This window comes from Lentibacillus sp. L22 (assembly GCF_040812445.1).
GTDB lineage: Bacteria > Bacillota > Bacilli > Bacillales > Amphibacillaceae > Lentibacillus_C > Lentibacillus_C daqui.
On the sequence record NZ_JBFNXI010000004.1, the window covers coordinates 48,102 to 66,414 of the forward strand.

Consider the following 18,313-nt stretch of genomic DNA (forward strand, 5'->3'; position numbering starts at 1 on the left):
TTCTTGTAGCACTTTTAAATTCATTTAATGCTTTACCAACTGATTTCCCCATTATTTCGCGGGCATTTTTTTAAATAACAAAAATAGAAGAGCAAACAAACTCATGTATCCCAAAAGTGGGTACAATACAGTAACTAACTTTCCATACCCCGCCTGACTTACCAGAAATATCACAAATAGGATCATCAAAACAGTGTGATGATAACGGAGACCAAATGTTGCCTCCAATTGCCGACTTATCCCAAAAACGTTTCCGATAACAGAATTGAAGATCTCTCCATAAATGACAAATAAAAACAAGATATGAATAACGGTTCCGAAGCGTATGACAATCTCAGCCATCGGAATCTCGTATAAAAATGTTTCTGGAAAGGCAGATAATGAAAAATGATTCATTAATAATAAGAAGAATAGAACCAGCCCACCTAAAAACCCTCCCCATTTAAGAATACGCTCATCACGAATTTCATTTCCAAGTGGTACAAGCACGACTTGTGCGGTCATGATATTAAATGCAGAATATGTAAAAGGAGAAACCGCCCACGATGAACCTGCCAATGTTTGCTCCGGAATGACCAGCTCCAAAAGCTCATGCGGATGTTGATCAAAAATAGCCAACGCCACAAACAGACTGAAGATAATCATGATCGGAACGGTGTATGCGTTGATTGCAAAAATTCCTTTCAAACCTTTCAATATTACGATATAACAGAGTAAGAGCGTAACAATAATCCCAACTTGAAAAGGAATTCCAAGCTGTTCATGAAAAACAGCCCCAGCACCTGATAACAAGACGGAGGTAACGCAAACAGTAATTATAAAAATGAGTAGATTAACAACTTTACCAATCCTGGCACCAAATAAATATGCATTAAATTCCCGAAATGAATAAGCTTGAATCCTGGCTGAAATGACCATAATCTTCATACCAGCCACCATAAACAAAAATCCGCTCACGGCAATACCCAACGTTCCCAAAACCCCATTTAAACTAAAAAATGTAACGATTTCTTTCCCCGATGAAAAACCTGCACCGACAACTGATCCAACATATGTTGCAGCTAAAATGAATATAGAAACCCGTTGATTCATTATCCATTCACCTCATCATTATTTTTATGATAATGAAGGGAATAAAAGGACAAGCTTTTATTAATCTGACAAAAGTTTGTATTTTTCGGTAACAATATTGTTTTAGCCGACAATATTTGATATGATATGCTAGGATTTTTTCCGTGAAATTTCAACTGGAGGTTATGAAATGTTCAAAAAAAAGGCAGACAAATTTTCGCTCTACCTGGTAGATTTTGCACATCATTTGGACAAGTCAGCGGATTTTTTAGTGAATTACAAGGTGAAAGACCCCCTGACTTTAAAGGAATTCGCTGACACGATCAAACAGTATGAGTCAGAGGCAGACGACAAGGTGCATGAGGTGATCAAGGATTTGAGCCAAGCCTTCATTACGCCGATTGAGCGAGAAGATATCATGCAGCTAACCATGAATTTGGACGATATCATCGATGGTATGGAAGAATTTGCAGCAATGATGGATATCTATCAAATCTTGTCCTCTGATCATTATATAGATCAATTCACAGCCGACGTATCAAAATGCACGAAAGAAATTTTAGCTGCCATGCAATTAATTGCTGACAACAGATTAAAAGATGTTGAACCGCATGCAATTAAAATTAAGGAATATGAAAGTAATTGTGATGATTTATACCGCGCGTCTTTAAGGAATCTTTTCCAATCAGAGAAAGATCCAATCAAAGTGATTCAATACAAAGAATTATATGAAACACTGGAAGAAATTGCTGACTATTGTCAAGATGTAGCTAATATACTCCAAAGTATAATCATGAAAAACGCGTAATTGAGGGATGAATATGGACATTCTATTGATAACCATCATGTTAATCGTAGTTTTTGCTCTTGTGTTTGACTTTATCAACGGATTTCATGATACGGCAAATGCCATTGCTACTTCTGTTTCAACAAAGGCTTTATCACCTAGAAAAGCAGTTATGTTGGCAGCAGTAATGAATTTAATCGGGGCATTAACATTCACTGGAGTTGCCAAGACAATCACTAGTGGTATTACGAACCCGTTTGAACTGGAAAATGGAATGGTTGTAATTTTGGCAGCATTAATCGCCGCAATCGTCTGGAACTTGCTTACCTGGTATTTTGGGATTCCAAGTAGCTCGTCTCATGCGATTATCGGATCAGTTGTCGGGGCGGTTATTGCATCGACAGGATTTGCTGCTATCAACTTTATGGGGCTTACAGAGATTATAACAGCCTTAATAGTTTCGCCGCTTCTTGCTTTTGTTGTTGGGTTCATTGTCTACAAGATTATTAAAGCGATATTTAAGAATAGTAATTTGGCGAAAACAAATAAACGCTTTCGCATTGTACAAATTTTCACAGCTGCCCTGCAGTCGTTTTCCCATGGTACCAATGATGCACAAAAATCGATGGGTATTATTACGATGGCACTGATTGTTGGAGGTATGCATGACTCTATTGCAATCCCGTTTTGGGTGCAGCTTTCCTGTGCCATCACGATGGGGCTTGGTACATCTGTCGGCGGCTGGCGGATTATTAAAACAGTTGGCGGCAAGATTATGAAGATTCGTCCTGTCAATGGTGTAGCTGCAGATTTAACAGGTGCAGCCGTCATATTCGGGGCAACGGTTATTCATTTGCCCATTAGTACGACACACGTTATTTCTTCTGGAATATTAGGTGTTGGTGCCTCCCATCGTATAAAAGGCGTTAATTGGGGCGTCGGTAAACGAATGGTCATCACCTGGGTTATCACGCTACCGGTTACTGCTACCCTTGCAGGAATATTTTATTTCATTTTGAACTTGTTTTTATAAAAAAAATCGCTTGGTTTCCAACTCTGGTAACCAAGCTTTTTTGATCACATATTATTAATGCTATAAACTAAACAACTTTAACTAAAAAGGCGTCTATATTCGTTCAATCCGCTTCAATTCATAAGACCTACGACGAAGAATGATAATGCATCAAGGGTGTGTGACACATTGCAATTAGCAGGCTACCGTTTATTATTTATTTTCTTCCAAATCAATAAACCGATCAAACAAACCACTCCGACCCCAATAAAGATGTACGTTATGGTTGAATATGCATCCATAAACTGAAGAATGTCTGTCCATGATTCACCCAATACAGCACCTATTAGAATAAGTATAACATTCCATACTACGGTACCAATCATCGTAAACAGCAAGAATAACCAAAATTCCATATGAGACATACCCGCCGGAATCGAAATCAGACTTCGTACCAGCGGAATCATCCTGCAAAATAGTACAGTCCAATAGCCATACCTGTCAAACCACTCGTCCGCTTTACGAATGTCTTCTTTTTTAACCCGAATGATATGCCCCCATCTACCAACTATTTTCTCCATTCGTTCTACATCAATAAGTTTACCAATTCCATAAAGAATGATCGCACCGAGTACCGATCCGGTTGTCGAGGTTATAACAACCCCCATAATGGTCAATGAAGTTGTTGTCGTCATAAACCCGGCAAACGGGAGAATCACCTCTGATGGTATCGGAGGAAATAGATTTTCCAAAGCCATCATGAACAAAATCCCCACATAGCCGAATTGCTCCATTATATCTATTACCCATGTTTGCATGATAAACCTCCATAATGATGGATTGTCCATTATTAATAATACTCTAATAGTATAGTGGATATGTTTGTCTTTTTATAGAGGTAACGCTCTCCCGACTGGCGGGTGAAAAAACCGAGCGACTTGGCAGCGCTCGGTTTTTTCATCTGATTAATATGCCTTTGCCCAATAAACAAGTTCTTTCGCTTCTTTTCCGCAGCAGACGCAAGTATCGGCAACTTTTTCCTGTTCAAATGGAATACAGCGGGAGGTTGCTGATGTTTCTTCTTTAATTTTTTCCTCACATGCGGTATCGCCACACCACATCGCTTTAATAAATCCTGGTTTCTTTTCAAGCGTTTGTGCAAATTCTTCCATGTTCGTTGCTACCGATGTTTCTTCATTACGATGGGTTAATGCCTTATCGTATAACCCTTGCTGAATTTCTTCCAATAATGCCGGCAGTCGGTTCTCCAGTTCATTTAGCGCAACGAATTCCTTTTCACCCGTATCGCGGCGAACAAGAACGACTTGGTCTTTTTCGATATCTTTTGGACCCACCTCAATTCTTACCGGGATCCCTTTCATCTCGGATTCATTAAATTTCCAGCCTGGCGTCTTATCACTGGCATCGATACCAACACGTACGAGATTTTTCAACTGGTCGCGCAAATCATATGCTTTATCCAACACACCTTCTTTATGCTGGGCGATTGGCACGATGATTGCCTGCGTTGGTGCAATTCTTGGTGGAATCACTAGCCCACGGTTATCGCCATGAACCATGATCAATGCGCCCATAATACGGGTGGACATGCCCCATGATGTTTGATGGACAGGCTGCTGGGTTCCCTCTTTATCCAAATAACGAATATCGAATGCTTCGGCAAAACCAGTTCCTAAATAGTGTGATGTTCCCGATTGCAAGGCCTTTCCATCATGCATCAGACTCTCGATTGTTAATGTATATTCAGCTCCGGCAAACTTTTCCATTTCCGTTTTCCGCCCACTGATTACCGGAATTGCCAAATAGTGTTCGCAGACATCCCGATAAATATCGAGCATTCTGGCTGTTTCTTCTTGTGCGTCTTCTGTGGTTGCATGGCATGTATGTCCTTCTTGCCATAAAAATTCCGATGTGCGCAAGAATGGGCGGGTTGTTTTTTCCCAGCGAACGACATTGCTCCATTGGTTATACAGCATTGGCAGATCACGGTAGGAATGAATATTTTTTGCATAATAATCACCGAACAACACTTCTGAAGTCGGACGAACACAAATCCGTTCTTGCAGTTCTTCTTCACCACCATGCGTTACCCACGCCACTTCCGGAGCAAAACCTTCAATATGATCCTTCTCTTTTTGCAGCATACTTTCCGGAATAAATAATGGAAAATAAACATTGGAATGCCCGGTCTCTTTAAATTTCCTATCCAGTTCATCACGAATATTTTCCCAAATAGCAAATCCGTATGGCTTGATAATCATGGTGCCTCTAACTGCCCCATAATCAACAAGCTCAGCCTGTTTCACCACATCCGTATACCACTGGGCGAAATCATCCTCCATTGCCGTTATTCTTTCAACAAATTGTTTATTCTTACCCAATCCAATTCACCTCTTTAAAAAATTTGGGACAACGGGACGGTTCCCTTGTCCCATAAAAAAACCTCGGAGCCCAAATAAGGGACCGAGGTTTGGTGGTACCACCCTTGTTGCAATCAAAAGTACTTTTCCGGCGTCTGATATCCGGCCTCTAACTTCTGTCTTGCCACTTTACTTGATAACGGTTATGAACCGCGCGTATCTTCGCGAACTCAAAAGGCAGGTTCCAATCATGTCTTTGGAAATTCGCACCAGCCATTTCCTCTCTGCTAAAGACATTCGCATTGTACTAGTCCTTGTCAACGTTTCATTTATTGTATGTCTTAATATATATGGATGTAAAGGCAATGTCAAGCCTTTTAATTTATAGCCTTTTGTTAACTGATACACCAATACTAAACGATAAAAATAGGGTCAGACAAGGATCCGATAGATAACTGTTAGTGTGGTGACGTATGAATAGTATTGACAGTTTTGACAATAGAGGAGAAAATTAAAATGTTAATATATTTTTTCATTGACAAGATGGATGATGACCATTCAACAAATGATCCAGATTAGTTAATAAAAAATATTTGTTATTTGACAAAAAATTATGAATCACTCCTTTCAAAATTCTTAAATTGGTAATATTTGAAGGAGAAAAGAAGGGATGAGTTGCTATGAAAGCTGTTATTTTTGACTTTGATGGAACCTTAGCGAATACCTTACCAATTTGTTATTATGCCTTTCAGAATGTCTTCAAGGAATTTGACAATAAAGACCTTTCTCCTGAGGAAATTAAAGCAATGTTTGGACCTTCAGAAACAGGAATTATTAAAGAAAACCTTACAAACTTCAATAAAGAGAAAGCCATTGAATTGTATTATGAAAAGTATTTAGAGAACCACTCTAACTTGGTCAAATATAATGCGGAAATTGATGAAATGATAAAGCATTTACGGGATAATGGTATTAAACTAGGGATAGTTACGGGAAAAGCCAGAAGGAGTTTAGATATTTCATTAAAGGCTCTTCAAATGGATAATTGCTTTGATGTCATCATAACAGGCGATGATGTTATGTGCCCAAAACCTCATCCTGAAGGTGTAATCAAGGCATTATCATTATTAGGTGTGGAAAATAATGAGGCTATGTTTATTGGAGATAGTGATGCAGATATTCAAGCAGGAAAAGAAGCAAATGTACATACGGTAGGGGTTAAGTGGTTGCAAGATTACCAAACTGTTGAATTTGAAATAGAACCCGATTCTTTTTTTAACAGCGTTAATCAGTTTGTTGATTTTATGCAGATATGATTCGCTTATCTTAGATTTATAGACCAAATACTGGTTACCTTGTCTCGTTAATGGGTGCGATTTTTTAAGATCAACAGTAGAAAATGATCAAACCCTGTTATAAAAGTTGCAACATATTTCACAAAGAATAAGAACCCGTTTTGATCAATCATTTTTCAAAACGGGTTCTTATTCTTATCGTTTAGCTTAAGATATAAATTTTCAGTATACTTCTGATCAAACTTTATTCCAACCAACAATTGGATTTCTCACTACCCACTTCCTAGACTGTTCAAGGAATAAAACGCTTGACGTACGCTTGTCATTCCTACATGTTTAGTGCACGAATTTCGCTTTTTTCCGGTAGTAACCCATATTATCAAATGTAACAAAGAAGAAAAAAGAATCGTCCAAGGATTACATGGACTACTTTGAAAAAATAGGCCCTTTAAATTTAATTGAAATCCCTTCCAGCAAAATGGATGGCCTACAAAATGGAGATTATATTTCTATTAACGTAAATGGACCAAACAAGGAAACATATCCAATGAAGAATGAAACAATAACAAGGGTAACTATCTTATCCCCTTAAAAACAATAAACATAGGGTTTTCATCATTTTAAATAACTCACCATTTAATTTTAAATACGAAGGGTAACTAATTGAAGTCTCACAGACCAGTGAGACTTCAATACTTCTTGTTAAAATTAGATAAATAGGAGAAAAAAATATGATACTCTCCCAATGCTACACACGATACCTAGCTAAGTATAATGACGGTAATTGGTTTAGTTAAGCTTCAAGGTTGACTGTAAAGAAACCATGTCATTTATCCAACAATATACGCAACGCAACGCAACAAAACCACAACATTTGTTATTGTCATTGTTTATTTTATTTAAATGACTCTCATTGATGAAGGCTACTGTAAAGACTAACAATTTAAATACCATTACAAATCCACTTCCGTCGCATGATAAATATCCGCTAATCCCTTCAGCTGATCCAATCCCTCCTGTTGCAATTGTTTATCAATAATCAACATCATAATTGCATCTCCGCCAATTTCCGTACGGCCTACTTGCATGGTCGCGATATTGACATTATTTTCTGCCAATAGACTGCCAACCCGTCCGATGGCGCCGGGCTGGTCTTTATGCCGAATAAACACCATATGCCCTTCTGGGACAAGATCCAGGCTGTAATTGTCTACTTTGACGATTCGTGCGCCAAGCCCATTCAGCAATGTTCCGGCTACTTGGCGGGTGCCTGATTTTGTTTGAATCTCCACTTTTAACAAATTGGTAAAACCTTTCGTTGTCGATGTTTTTTGTTCACGGATGGTGATATCTTTTTTTTCTGCCAGATATGCCGCATTTACATCATTAACATGATTACCAAGACGGCGTTTCAGCAGCCCTTTTACTGTATTTCGGGTTAGCGGGCCTACCTCCATATCGGCTAGCTCACCGGCATAGTATACGCGCACCTCCTCAACAGCCTCATCTTCCAGGTGTGCAAGAAATGTCCCCAATTTTTCCGATAAATAAAAGTATGGAGCAATTTTTTTCATCACCTCTTGTGGAACCGATGGCACATTAACTGGATTCTGCGCCAAACCTCCACGTAAAATGGTTACCACATCATGACTCACATCAATGGCAACATTTTTTTGCGCTTCAATTGTACTTGCGCCTAAATGCGGTGTTGCGATCACTTCCGGCAGATCCAGCAATTTATGATGATGGATTGGTTCCTTTTCAAATACATCCAACCCAGCCCCGGCCACTTTTTTGGCAACAATCGCGTTATACAAAGCATCCTCGTCAATGATTCCGCCACGAGCACAATTGACGATTCGCACGCCATCTTTCATCTGCTCAAATGCTTCCTTATTAATAATATGCCTGGTTTCTTTGAGTAATGGCGTGTGGACGGTAATAAAATCGGCAACCTTCAGTACGTCGCCAATCGTGCCATAACCAATACCCAAATTTTCCGCTTTTTCTTCGGTTAAAAATGGATCATAGGCAATGACATTCATGCGTTGGCCTTTTGCTCGAGTTGCCACCTCGGCACCAATTCGGCCCAATCCGATAATTCCCAGTGTCTTTCCTTTCAGCTCCACTCCCACATACGTTTTACGATCCCAGCGATTTTGTTTCAGCGCGTAATAGGCTTGCGGAATGTTTCTTGCCAATGACATCAGCATTGCCATAGTATGCTCAGCAGCTGAGTTGGTATTCCCATCCGGGGCATTCACAACGATCACACCATTTTCTGTCGCAGCCTCCAAATCAATGTTATCAACACCAACTCCAGCGCGGCCGATCACTCTCAAACGTGGTGCATGTTCGATTAATTCTCTTGTTACCTGTGTTTGACTCCGTACCAATAATGCATCAAAGTCAGCTATTCGCTTCAGCAACAATTCATTGGACAAATCAGTCTCCTTGACCACTTCCACATCGTCCGCTTCTCTTAATGGAAAAATACCATCTTCACTTAACGGATCACTAATTAAAATATTATATGTCACGGTTTGCTTCCTCCTGTTGTAAGTAGATTTCCTGTGCCGCCGCTACGCCTTGCCCCAAAGGAATGGATTTCCCAAGCCGCTTCAGACCTATTTCTAACAAACTAACAACCTGTAATACATCCTGTGGTGCACAATATCCCATATGACCAACACGAATGATTTTCCCTTTGAGATGTTGTTGTCCTCCAGCTAATTCCAGCTCAAATTCCTGTTTGACTTTTTTTCGTAATGCTTCCGGATCTATATCTTCTGGCTTCATGGCGGTAACGGTTGGTGAAGCATGTTCATCATTTGTGAGCAGCGAGATACTTAATGCCTGAAGTGCACCCCGCATCATCTCCATCATCGTTTGGTGACGGCGATAAACTTGTTCCAATCCTTCTGTTTCCAGTAATGTCAGTGCTTGTTCCAGGCCAAATAACAATGATAATCCAGGCGTAAATGGGGTCGTATTATTGGCCAGCTGATCCCGATATTTGCGAAGATCAAGATAAAATCTTGGCTGTTTATTGTTCTCAATCACTTGCCATGCCCGCTTGCTGGCGGCTACAAATGTTAATCCAGCCGGCAGCATCATGGCCTTTTGTGATCCGGTGACAAGGACATCCACTCCCCAGTCATCCATGTTTGTTTCGACACCACCAACACAAGAAACCCCATCAACAATAACGAGTGCATCCGAATTTTCATGGACGACACGACTAACCGATTGAATCGGGTTTAATACACCGGTAGACGTTTCACAGTATGTCACAAACACAGCCTTCAACTTTGGGTGCTGTTGCAGGAAGTCTCTTATTTGATCAGGATCAACCGCTTCTCCCCAAGCAACCTCCAGCAGGTGTACATGCAATTGATAAGACTTACAAATCTGGGCAAACCGATCACCAAATGCTCCAGTAACAACGACAAGCACCTCATCGCCTGCCGTTGCAACATTCACTACTGCCGTTTCCAACCCAGACGTACCACTGCCGGTAATGATCATGACATCCTCATTGGTCCCAAAAACAGGCTTTAATTTGGGCTTTATCCGTTTTAACAGTTCTTTTGTTTCCTGTCCCCGATGTCCGATCATCGGCCTTTCCATCGCCCGCTGAACACTCGGAGGTATCGGCGTTGGTCCCGGTATCCGAAGTAAACTGGTATCTTGCAACATAAAAAATATCTCCTCTCATGTTTCCTAATAATTGACAAAAACAGCAAAAAACCTTCCACCCCCTGTAAAATACGAAGGGGCGAAAGGTTTTCTCTTTACGCGGTACCACCCTTATTCGCTGGTCAATGACACACCAGCCTTCATTGGTTTGTAGGGGTAACGGGCATTTCCGAATGGATCTACTTTATTTCAATCCATCTATTCCGAAGTGCTGTCCATCAGCGAATTGACTGGTTCACACCATCCACCAGCTCTCTTTGCAATTCTGACCAATGTACCTGTCTTCTTCACCATATTTAACAATTTTTTATTGGTAGAAATTCAATTTTTCTTATCATAGCAAATTTGCACATAATGTCAACCGTATTTTTTGACAATTTAAAAAGCACCCGGGATTTGTAAACGCTTCATGTCAACATACACGCCATATGTAGATGATATGAAAAAATTTTGCGTGGGGCGAGCTGACTTGGCCTTAATGCTCAAAAACCGCCGTGCGAAAGGGCCTGTACTTCATTAAACTCAGTTACAGATCTTTCGTAAGTATTCTCTGATCTCTTTTTCAACAATTTGATCGTTGTATAAATGTGCGTAAATGACAGATTCAAAAACTAAACCGTGGATGAATATGGTTAATGAGTTTGCGCTGTCCTTAATATTTATCGGATCTTTAATATAGCCATTCTTATCAAGCATTCTTAATATATCCTTTGCAAAATCAAGGTTTACCTCTCGAAATCCTTTCTTTGTCTCCTGATATTCCGGGTTCATTGTTGCCATGATGGAAAATTTCACCCATATATCATTCTCAATTCTTTCTTCTTCCGTATTCACTTGAACAATCTGTTTTATCATACGAACAGCATTTTCAAAAACCCCCGGATCCTCTTGTACTACCTTTTGCATTCTCTCTTCAAATCTTTGATAAATAACATCCATTGCGTACATATATATGTCTTTTTGTTTTGGAAAAAAATATTGAACAGAACCCAAAGATAATTCCGCTTTTTTGGCGATTTCCCGTAATGTCGTTTTTTCGAAACCAAAGCAATGAATGATGTGAAACGCTGCTTCTACAATTTGATCTTTTCTTTCCGCATGATCTATTTTTTTTGGCATATGATAACTCCCTTGAATTTTTAAGTCAATTGTATTATAATACTTTTTAAGTCATTTGACTTAGCAAGAGGAAAGGCGTGTGTTGATATGGAAAATATTTTTCTTCAGTGTATTTTTACTTTTTTTGTAAGTATGATCCCTTTCCTCGAAGTATTTGTAACTGTTCCAACGGCAATCATCGTTTTCAACTTTTCACCTTTTGCAGCAGTAATCGTGGCCATTCTTGGGAATGCAATTAGTGTCCTTCTTTTTGTACTTTTCGGAGCAGAAATTAACAAACGCTTTAACATAATATGTAATAAATTTTGCAAAAGGAATAGAACACCCGTGAAAATTAACCCCCGAATAAAAAGAACCTTCAATCGTTTTGGAGCAACCGGAGTATGTTTTTTATCATCTATTTTGTTTAGCAGCCAGATAGGTGCCGGTACGATGATGACGCTTGGAGCCTCAAGAAGTCGAGTGTTTATTTGGACGAATCTGGGAGTTAGTACGCTTGCAGTAGTAATGGCAACATTATCTGTAGTGGCAGAAGGATTAGTTTCGTCATTAGTGAATTTATAGGGTATTATAACGAAGAACTATCGTTAAAACAACTCACAATGGATTGCGAATTATTACTTGCTTCAGAAAAAGGCGCTTTAATAGAATCAAGAAGCACCTGTGGATTTGAAATAAAGTTTGGTTAAAAATCCCTCACGAATCTAAAATGTTAAGTAAGAAAAAGATTAATCCTGATATGTATAAGGCGAAGAGGATTTTAGGAGGCTTTCTACTCCACCACGGTAATACGGCATTAATTCATTCGCGGTTTGTAAATCCACCCATTTGATTTCTAAAATTTCACCTTTGCATTGTATGGAGACTTCTCCATTTATAATCTCTGCTTTAAATGTTATGAACAAAGCATGATGTCCTTTTCCTTTAAAACAGGCTTCATTCACCGCAATAACATCTTTAACTCCTATTCTCAAACTTGTTTCTTCCTCTACCTCACGAATCACCGCCTGTTCCAACGTTTCACCTTGTTCAACAGCCCCACCAGGAAGAGACCAGCCACTGCCTTCATTATTCACCATCAAGACTTTCTGGTCGTTTTTGTCATAAATAAGTGCGTATACTACATCAACCCTTTTCATTTTTAACCATCTCCCCTTGGATTTTAATTTTATCCAGAATGATTATTCATGTTCCATTTTATACCCGCTAATCAGATTGTTCAGTTAACTCCAACACATAATGTCGGTTTACAATAAAGTTTGACTAAAAATATCATGTTAACCTGTATTCTACATGAAATAAAAAGAATCTATTTTGAAAAAAGTTTGATCAAAATGGATTTTTATCCATCAGATTTATGTTTCGGTTTTATATATACTCAATAGCTACATGTTACTTGTTTTTTACGTGTTCCCTTCCATTTTCAGTATAGGATTCTAGAATTATTTTACTGCTATCATTTTTGTAGTAAAAGTAGGTCTTGGCATCGTTTTTCAATTTTATACTGACCATAAAATTTTTATTCCCTTCCAGATTTGCAATAAATGGTACGCTAGAAACAATATTGCTTTTCGCAACTTTTTTTCAGTCGTCAAATAATTAATTACATCAGTTTCGAGGTCTTTCTTTTTATAGGAAATATAGGCAAAGGGGCTTGCTATCAAAATAGCTAAAACCACTATAATAGTAATCCATTTTTTCTTTTTCATTTTTTCAACCTCGCTATCTCTCGTCTATTAGTAATATAATAATTCTTTTTTCAATGAATTAAAAGGAAATTAATTGTTGTATAAATTGGAAAACTATTGTATAGAAACTGATGCAGCGAAAGGGAGGAACTGCGGGAAAGCAACAGCAGCCAGTTGAACAGTATCAACGAACAAATGAAAACACGCATGCAGGCGATAGAAAACAACACCAACGAGATCATAAACGAAGCCAAGAAAAAGGGAAGGGGTTTAGTCTCTTAAATGCAAAAAGACATCATTGCTTCCTATTGGGGCGATGCATTCAAATATGGCTTAGCAACAAGTGTAATTGTAGTATCGGTCATTGAACAAATAGCCCTTAATTAACATTAGGCAGGTTTGCTCTCATGTTTTTTCAATCAATCCTATCGGGGACTTTTGTGCTTTTCTTCATGTGTATTACGAATAAAATGCAAAACTGCCAAAATAAACAGAACACCACCAAGCAGCCACCATGGATCCCAAAATAAAAGGTGCCAACGGGCTGCTGTAGAATGCATAGATTCGGGTGTAGCCATCACTCCGACTGCCATAAGTCCACGTATAAATAGATTCGCGCCACCGTATAAGGATAAAAATATACCAATGAACCACCCGGCAGAAAGCAAAATCCAACGCGGGATTATGCGGCCCCATGAGTTTGTAAAAGCAAGGGCAAGGAGCCCGGCAATAGTTTAGAACTGCAATCCAACACCAATAGAATAGCTTTGTTTCAAATTAAACTACCTTAATACTTTCTTACAATGAAGCAAACGATATTTGTGATTTTGTTTTTTGTTCAACAATATGGACTGTTTCTGCAATATAGTACGCATATCCTTATTCCGGAAATACGTCTGTTGTGAGGAATAGCCTGTCAACTATCCTAATAGCAAAGCATTTCGACCATAAATCCTTCAGTAGCAAATCCGGGGGCTTCGCATCAAATCCGTCCTCACCCAAACATTGATTTAGAAGACAGTGGCTAGTAATAAGGCTATAACCAAACTTTGAACAATTAATACTAGAATAGTTTTACTATCAAATTTGTTCTTGTTTACAATTATTCTTTGTCCTATGTAACTCAAAATCAATACAATAATAAACGTAATGATAAAAGTAAAAAGGAAACCCTGTTCCACAGACTCCTGTATCAAATAAATCACCTCAATTGTACATCTGATATTCAACAATCTGGCCTTTTGTATGGTAATTGTGCTCATTCTTACTCGAGATTAGCGCCAGTTAATGGAAAGATCCATCTCCGAACTAAACTGTATTTAAAGTTAAACAACCTTGAATCTAACAAAATACGGTGTAACCAAAGAGCCGACAAATAAAATAGCGAGTGCCAGTCCCAACGCCACCAAAAAATTATTAAAAGGCGGAAAGAAACTAATGAATTTTATGAAAATCAACATTGGCAAAACAGTAAGTGCTACAAAAATCAACCTGCCAGTAGCAGTAATTTTGTGTTTCTTGCCACAGTTATCGCATTCAATTGGTTTATATCCTTTCCAACTCCAAAACGATTTATATATTTCACTCCAGCTAAATGGCATATTGCAGTTTTGGCATTTTTGCAAAATAGATACCTCCTTATATTCTGCAATTCGGCCTGTTTGTTTAAATCAAATAACTATAATCAGCCACTCCAATTAGCCGCGAAAATATTAATCTTGCAGTAAATCAGCCAACAAGTAGCATTATTGCCGAAATATGTGTAGCGGCTTCATTGCACAAAACTGGGCCGATGCTATTGTATTGATTATTGATACGCAAATTGAGTACCTCCAATACGAATATTCAATTTAATTTTAACACAAAGGGGATTATTAGAAATGCACTCTATAAAAAATGTATTCTAATTCGCAAAAGAAGAATCCGTTTTGATCAATCTTTTTTTAAACGGATTCTTTTTTATTGCCATAAAATGAGGTTTAAGGGGATCAAATTTTATTTAAGAGCAACAAACTCCGTCACCATTCATTATTTAATCCATCTAAGTTTTAGTTTATTAAAATATAACATTTGCCTTCTCAACCCATTTACACCACTTTAGCTCCCAATGTGTGAACAAAATGGGACAAAGCAAATTCATGCCCGGTTTGATTAAAACTTGCAACTGCATCTTTATAGACAACGATTCGAAATCCTTTATTATAAGCATCCACAGCCGTATGCAAGATACAAATGTCGGTACATACGCCAATTAAGTGTACTTCATCAATGGCCCGTTCACGTAATTTGATTTCCAGATTGGTTCCGGCAAATGCGCTATAGCGGGTTTTATCCATATAGTAAACATGGTCGGCTGCTTTATTTTCCTTGTAAACAGCTGCCAACTTCCCATAAAGCTCCCGCCCACTTGTGCCATTAAGGTTATGTGGCGGGAATAACGCGGCCTCAGGATGATACGTATTGCCTTCCTCGTGTCCATCAATGGCAAACACCACATAGTCTCCTGCTTTGATAAAATCCTTGGTCAATTCGACAACCTGGTTCTCAATCGCTTGCCCGGGTTTCCCACTGGTTAATTTCCCATCTTCGGCGACAAAATCATATGTGTAGTCAATATTAATCAATGCCCGTTTCCCCATTTTTCATCCCTCCATCTTTTCAACGATGATTTGGTGCGGTTCGCCATTCATCCGCATTGCTGCGTGATACGTAGGACCAACCTTTTCCGTATATGTAAAACCATATGCAATCGCAGCCGTCACAAAGGTTTTTGCCAGTTTCACCGCTTCAATGACATCATGTCCCTTAGCCAGTTCAGCCGTAATGGCAGCTGAATAGGAACACCCGGCACCACTAGTATTTACCGTATCAATGCGCTGTGCAGTAAACGTTGTCAATTGGGTCCCATCGTACAACACATCGACTGCCGGTCCTGTTAACCGACCACCCTTTACCAAAACATATCTCGAACCAAGCTTATGCAAATCGATCGCGGCTTGTTTTAAATCATCCAAATTTTCAAGTTTACGTTCATCCAGCAAGAAAGATGCTTCTGGCATATTTGGCGTAATGATCGTTGCCAATGGGAATAGCTCCGATTTCATCGCCTCAATCGCGTCGTCCTCCAATAGTTTCGAATCCAGTTTCCCAACCATTACTGGGTCAATAACATGATAATCAGTTGCGCCTTTTTGGATAATCTCACTTGTCTTTAGAATAACTTCCTTGGAAAAAAGCATACCCGTTTTCAATGCATCAAGTCCAACCTGATCAACCGCTGTGGCATACTGCGCTTCAATGGCCTCCAATGTTTGCGGATGGACGTTTTTATTTGTTGTTGGGTGGCGGGCAACAATAGCTGTAACCACACTCATTCCATATACATCAAGTTCCTGAAAGGTTTTTAAATCTGCCTGAATCCCAGCACTTCCACCTGCAGCCGATCCTGCTATCGTTAGCACTCGAGGCGGTTTTTTCATAACTACTAGCTCCTTTCTTATTGTTCATTATCCTTACATGATAACTACTATTATAAACCAAATGATCATTAGAAGTTGAATCATAACCTTTGCCAGTGCTCCACCAAAAAATCCAAGAAATGAACCAACAGCGGCTAGAATCGCTTCTTGGGAACTTCGCTGTTGCATAAGCTCAATTGTGAAAACCGCAAGAAATGGGATAACCACAATCCCAAAGGGCGGAATCACGAACGAGCCGATAATTACAGCAATAGCAGCAACGCGTTCTCCCCATTTACTGCCACCAAATTTTTTCACGAAATAACTGTTTGCTAACATATCAGATCCGATAAGCAATATTGTCAAAACTGCCATTGCTATCCAAAAAACAAGTGTTAACTCACTAGAATTGATGGCGAAGTGATATAGTAAAAACGCCACCCAAAGAACGAGCAATGAAGGAATAATGGGAAATAGGATCCCGGCAAAACTTAAGATAAATAGTGCGATAATTATTAGCCAGATCAATAGGTTAAATATACATCTCACCTCCAGCATGCTCCTGTTTAGGCCCACGGTTACTTAGGATAAAAAACAGCATGCTTTCCAGTGTTCCGAAAATCACATGCTGCTTCTTTATTATTTGTTATTCGCCAGTGGCGCTATTCCCCTCATTATTTTCCTGTGGCAATGGATCAATTGTATGTTGATAAGCGTATCCCTTGGAAATGGAAACCAATGTTAACACAAGAACAATTAAGATAATAAGAATTCCAATAATCAAGTAACCTAGCATTTTTGCACTCCCTGTAAAGTAATATTGTCTTTAAGCATTCTCAAACGGTTTAATTAATCCATATACTGCTTCCGTGTATGGCATATCAACACCGACTGCCTTAGCTAAACGGAGGGCGCCGCCATGTAAGTGATCAACTTCCAATGTTAAGCCTTTGCGGCGATCCTGATGCATGGATGAGGTAGCTTCATCAGGTAAATTCAGCAACTGTGTTTTGGCCGCTTCTACGTCATCAGCGGCAATCTCTGTATGATAAGCTTTGGCAAGTGTTCGCATTTCCTGCAAGATCATTTCCACAATCAAGAATGTACTATTATGCTTGCGAATGGCACCAATTGGTAGATTTGCAGCGGTCGTGACTCCGGAAAACGCATTAATAAATGTATACTTCTTCCAAAGTTCATATAAAATATGCCCACTAAGCTTCCCTGAAATATTTGCTGCTTTACAAAGCTCATCCAACCGTTTACAAATAGGCATTTGCGTTGAATGAAGCGGACCAAAGACAAGTTGATGGAAGTCACTTGAATGGACGACATGACCTTGTTCGTCCAATGTTGCAATAATAAAAGAAAGACCGCCAATCACCGCATCTTTACCCAGTTTGTCCTGCAAATAGCTAATGTGTTCGATTCCATTTAACACCGGTAATACATGTGCGCCTTGATCAACCAATTTCTTCAAATTATCCAATGTTCCCTCTAAGTGATATCCCTTCACACAAACAAGTACGAGATCCGCTTGGTCAATTTCTGCAGCGTCTGTAGCAAGTTGCGGTTTTTTGATTGTGTAATCCCCTTGAGGACTTTTGACGGCCAGTTTGTTTTCTTCAATTTGCCTGGCTCGTTTTTCCCGAACCAGAAATGTAACATTCGCCCCACCTTCCGACAGGCGTATACCAAAATAAGCCCCTAAAGCACCTGCACCAATGACAACAACATTCATCATGATCCCTCCATCCAAATCAGTATTCCCTGCTATCGTACCGTGTTCTCTTGGTAATGTCT

At 39.2% G+C, this 18,313-nt stretch carries 19 protein-coding genes and 2 other annotated features; of the genes, 4 read left to right on the forward strand and 15 right to left on the reverse strand.

What is annotated here, in order from left to right:
* Window positions 1–51: 51 nt before the first annotated feature.
* Window positions 52–1,092, reverse strand: coding sequence for a YkvI family membrane protein (locus ABRT01_RS03000; RefSeq protein ID WP_269411214.1), 1,041 nt, complete (start codon window positions 1,090–1,092; stop codon window positions 52–54).
* A 169-nt stretch (window positions 1,093–1,261) separates the two neighbouring features.
* Here ABRT01_RS03000 and ABRT01_RS03005 point away from each other — a divergent pair, with 169 nt between their 5' ends.
* Together ABRT01_RS03005 and ABRT01_RS03010 are read left to right on the forward strand one after the other, a co-directional pair.
* A complete protein-coding gene (locus tag ABRT01_RS03005; protein ID WP_269411213.1) occupies window positions 1,262–1,879 on the forward strand; it encodes a DUF47 domain-containing protein in 618 nt (205 codons plus the stop codon).
* Between the two features lie 13 nt (window positions 1,880–1,892).
* Window positions 1,893–2,891 (forward strand): inorganic phosphate transporter, encoded by a 999-nt coding sequence (locus ABRT01_RS03010; protein ID WP_367746297.1) that lies wholly within the window; start codon window positions 1,893–1,895, stop codon window positions 2,889–2,891.
* A 182-nt stretch (window positions 2,892–3,073) separates the two neighbouring features.
* On the opposite strand, the gene ABRT01_RS03015 is transcribed toward ABRT01_RS03010, so the two are convergent.
* Window positions 3,074–3,688, reverse strand: a complete 615-nt coding sequence (locus ABRT01_RS03015; RefSeq protein ID WP_269411211.1) for a DedA family protein — start codon at window positions 3,686–3,688, stop codon at window positions 3,074–3,076.
* A 147-nt stretch (window positions 3,689–3,835) separates the two neighbouring features.
* Window positions 3,836–5,233: a proline--tRNA ligase gene (proS, locus tag ABRT01_RS03020; RefSeq protein ID WP_439649448.1), complete on the reverse strand. Its 1,398-nt coding sequence runs from the start codon at window positions 5,231–5,233 to the stop codon at window positions 3,836–3,838.
* A gap of 113 nt (window positions 5,234–5,346) precedes the next feature.
* Window positions 5,347–5,581: a binding site (T-box leader), on the reverse strand.
* Between the two features lie 350 nt (window positions 5,582–5,931).
* Here proS and ABRT01_RS03025 point away from each other — a divergent pair.
* Entirely contained in the window at window positions 5,932–6,567 is a 636-nt protein-coding gene (locus ABRT01_RS03025; RefSeq protein WP_269411209.1) for an HAD family hydrolase, read from the forward strand.
* Window positions 6,568–7,499: 932 nt separating this feature from the next.
* Here the strand turns inward: ABRT01_RS03025 and serA are convergent.
* The 3 genes from serA to ABRT01_RS03040 form a co-directional block, all read right to left on the reverse strand.
* A complete protein-coding gene (gene serA, locus ABRT01_RS03030; RefSeq protein WP_269411208.1) occupies window positions 7,500–9,086 on the reverse strand; it encodes a phosphoglycerate dehydrogenase in 1,587 nt (528 codons plus the stop codon).
* The gene (locus ABRT01_RS03035; RefSeq protein ID WP_269411207.1) at window positions 9,076–10,245 is read right to left on the reverse strand and encodes a pyridoxal-phosphate-dependent aminotransferase family protein; all 1,170 of its coding nucleotides are present in this window, start codon (window positions 10,243–10,245) and stop codon (window positions 9,076–9,078) included. Before ABRT01_RS03035 ends, serA begins: the two co-directional genes overlap by 11 nt.
* Before the next feature lie 72 nt (window positions 10,246–10,317).
* Window positions 10,318–10,545: a binding site (T-box leader), on the reverse strand.
* A 222-nt stretch (window positions 10,546–10,767) separates the two neighbouring features.
* On the reverse strand, window positions 10,768–11,364 hold the full coding sequence (locus ABRT01_RS03040; protein ID WP_269411206.1) for a TetR/AcrR family transcriptional regulator: 597 nt from the start codon (window positions 11,362–11,364) through the stop codon (window positions 10,768–10,770).
* 87 nt (window positions 11,365–11,451) lie between these two features.
* On the opposite strand from ABRT01_RS03040, the gene ABRT01_RS03045 reads away from it, so the two are divergent.
* Window positions 11,452–11,928, forward strand: coding sequence for a small multi-drug export protein (locus ABRT01_RS03045; protein WP_269411205.1), 477 nt, complete (start codon window positions 11,452–11,454; stop codon window positions 11,926–11,928).
* A 164-nt stretch (window positions 11,929–12,092) separates the two neighbouring features.
* Here the strand turns inward: ABRT01_RS03045 and ABRT01_RS03050 are convergent, their stop codons facing one another.
* From ABRT01_RS03050 to ABRT01_RS03090, 9 genes are all read right to left on the reverse strand, one after another.
* Window positions 12,093–12,503: an NUDIX hydrolase gene (locus ABRT01_RS03050; protein ID WP_269411204.1), complete on the reverse strand. Its 411-nt coding sequence runs from the start codon at window positions 12,501–12,503 to the stop codon at window positions 12,093–12,095.
* Window positions 12,504–12,863: 360 nt separating this feature from the next.
* Window positions 12,864–13,073, reverse strand: a complete 210-nt coding sequence (locus ABRT01_RS03055; RefSeq protein ID WP_367746298.1) for a hypothetical protein — start codon at window positions 13,071–13,073, stop codon at window positions 12,864–12,866.
* A 404-nt stretch (window positions 13,074–13,477) separates the two neighbouring features.
* A complete protein-coding gene (locus tag ABRT01_RS03060; RefSeq protein ID WP_269412447.1) occupies window positions 13,478–13,783 on the reverse strand; it encodes a DUF3995 domain-containing protein in 306 nt (101 codons plus the stop codon).
* A 594-nt stretch (window positions 13,784–14,377) separates the two neighbouring features.
* Complete coding sequence (locus ABRT01_RS03065) at window positions 14,378–14,677, reverse strand: TIGR04104 family putative zinc finger protein (RefSeq protein WP_367746299.1); 300 nt, start codon at window positions 14,675–14,677, stop codon at window positions 14,378–14,380.
* A gap of 462 nt (window positions 14,678–15,139) precedes the next feature.
* Window positions 15,140–15,691 (reverse strand): cysteine hydrolase family protein, encoded by a 552-nt coding sequence (locus tag ABRT01_RS03070; RefSeq protein ID WP_269411202.1) that lies wholly within the window; start codon window positions 15,689–15,691, stop codon window positions 15,140–15,142.
* Between the two features lie 3 nt (window positions 15,692–15,694).
* Complete coding sequence (gene thiD / locus ABRT01_RS03075) at window positions 15,695–16,531, reverse strand: bifunctional hydroxymethylpyrimidine kinase/phosphomethylpyrimidine kinase (protein WP_269411201.1); 837 nt, start codon at window positions 16,529–16,531, stop codon at window positions 15,695–15,697.
* 33 nt (window positions 16,532–16,564) lie between these two features.
* A complete protein-coding gene (locus tag ABRT01_RS03080; protein ID WP_483308146.1) occupies window positions 16,565–17,050 on the reverse strand; it encodes a DUF456 domain-containing protein in 486 nt (161 codons plus the stop codon).
* Between the two features lie 106 nt (window positions 17,051–17,156).
* Entirely contained in the window at window positions 17,157–17,306 is a 150-nt protein-coding gene (gene ytzI, locus ABRT01_RS03085) for a YtzI protein (RefSeq protein ID WP_269411199.1), read from the reverse strand.
* 30 nt (window positions 17,307–17,336) lie between these two features.
* Window positions 17,337–18,251 (reverse strand): ketopantoate reductase family protein, encoded by a 915-nt coding sequence (locus ABRT01_RS03090; protein ID WP_269412446.1) that lies wholly within the window; start codon window positions 18,249–18,251, stop codon window positions 17,337–17,339.
* Between the last annotated feature and the right edge of the window lie 62 nt (window positions 18,252–18,313).

Excerpts from the sequence above, each read along its gene's own strand:
- ABRT01_RS03005 (WP_269411213.1), top strand. The coding sequence starts at position 1,262 with ATGTTCAAAAAAAAGGCAGACAAATTTTCGCTCTACCTGGTAGATTTT.
- ABRT01_RS03035 (WP_269411207.1), bottom strand. The coding sequence starts at position 10,245 with ATGTTGCAAGATACCAGTTTACTTCGGATACCGGGACCAACGCCGATA.
- thiD (WP_269411201.1), bottom strand. The coding sequence starts at position 16,531 with ATGAAAAAACCGCCTCGAGTGCTAACGATAGCAGGATCGGCTGCAGGT.
- ABRT01_RS03040 (WP_269411206.1), bottom strand. The coding sequence starts at position 11,364 with ATGCCAAAAAAAATAGATCATGCGGAAAGAAAAGATCAAATTGTAGAA.
- ABRT01_RS03050 (WP_269411204.1), bottom strand. The coding sequence starts at position 12,503 with ATGAAAAGGGTTGATGTAGTATACGCACTTATTTATGACAAAAACGAC.
- ABRT01_RS03010 (WP_367746297.1), top strand. The coding sequence starts at position 1,893 with ATGGACATTCTATTGATAACCATCATGTTAATCGTAGTTTTTGCTCTT.
- ABRT01_RS03045 (WP_269411205.1), top strand. The coding sequence starts at position 11,452 with ATGGAAAATATTTTTCTTCAGTGTATTTTTACTTTTTTTGTAAGTATG.
- proS (WP_439649448.1), bottom strand. The coding sequence starts at position 5,233 with ATGGAGGATGATTTCGCCCAGTGGTATACGGATGTGGTGAAACAGGCT.
- ABRT01_RS03000 (WP_269411214.1), bottom strand. The coding sequence starts at position 1,092 with ATGAATCAACGGGTTTCTATATTCATTTTAGCTGCAACATATGTTGGA.
- ABRT01_RS03070 (WP_269411202.1), bottom strand. The coding sequence starts at position 15,691 with ATGGGGAAACGGGCATTGATTAATATTGACTACACATATGATTTTGTC.
- ABRT01_RS03025 (WP_269411209.1), top strand. The coding sequence starts at position 5,932 with ATGAAAGCTGTTATTTTTGACTTTGATGGAACCTTAGCGAATACCTTA.
- ytzI (WP_269411199.1), bottom strand. The coding sequence starts at position 17,306 with ATGCTAGGTTACTTGATTATTGGAATTCTTATTATCTTAATTGTTCTT.
- ABRT01_RS03015 (WP_269411211.1), bottom strand. The coding sequence starts at position 3,688 with ATGCAAACATGGGTAATAGATATAATGGAGCAATTCGGCTATGTGGGG.
- ABRT01_RS03090 (WP_269412446.1), bottom strand. The coding sequence starts at position 18,251 with ATGAATGTTGTTGTCATTGGTGCAGGTGCTTTAGGGGCTTATTTTGGT.
- ABRT01_RS03055 (WP_367746298.1), bottom strand. The coding sequence starts at position 13,073 with ATGAAAAAGAAAAAATGGATTACTATTATAGTGGTTTTAGCTATTTTG.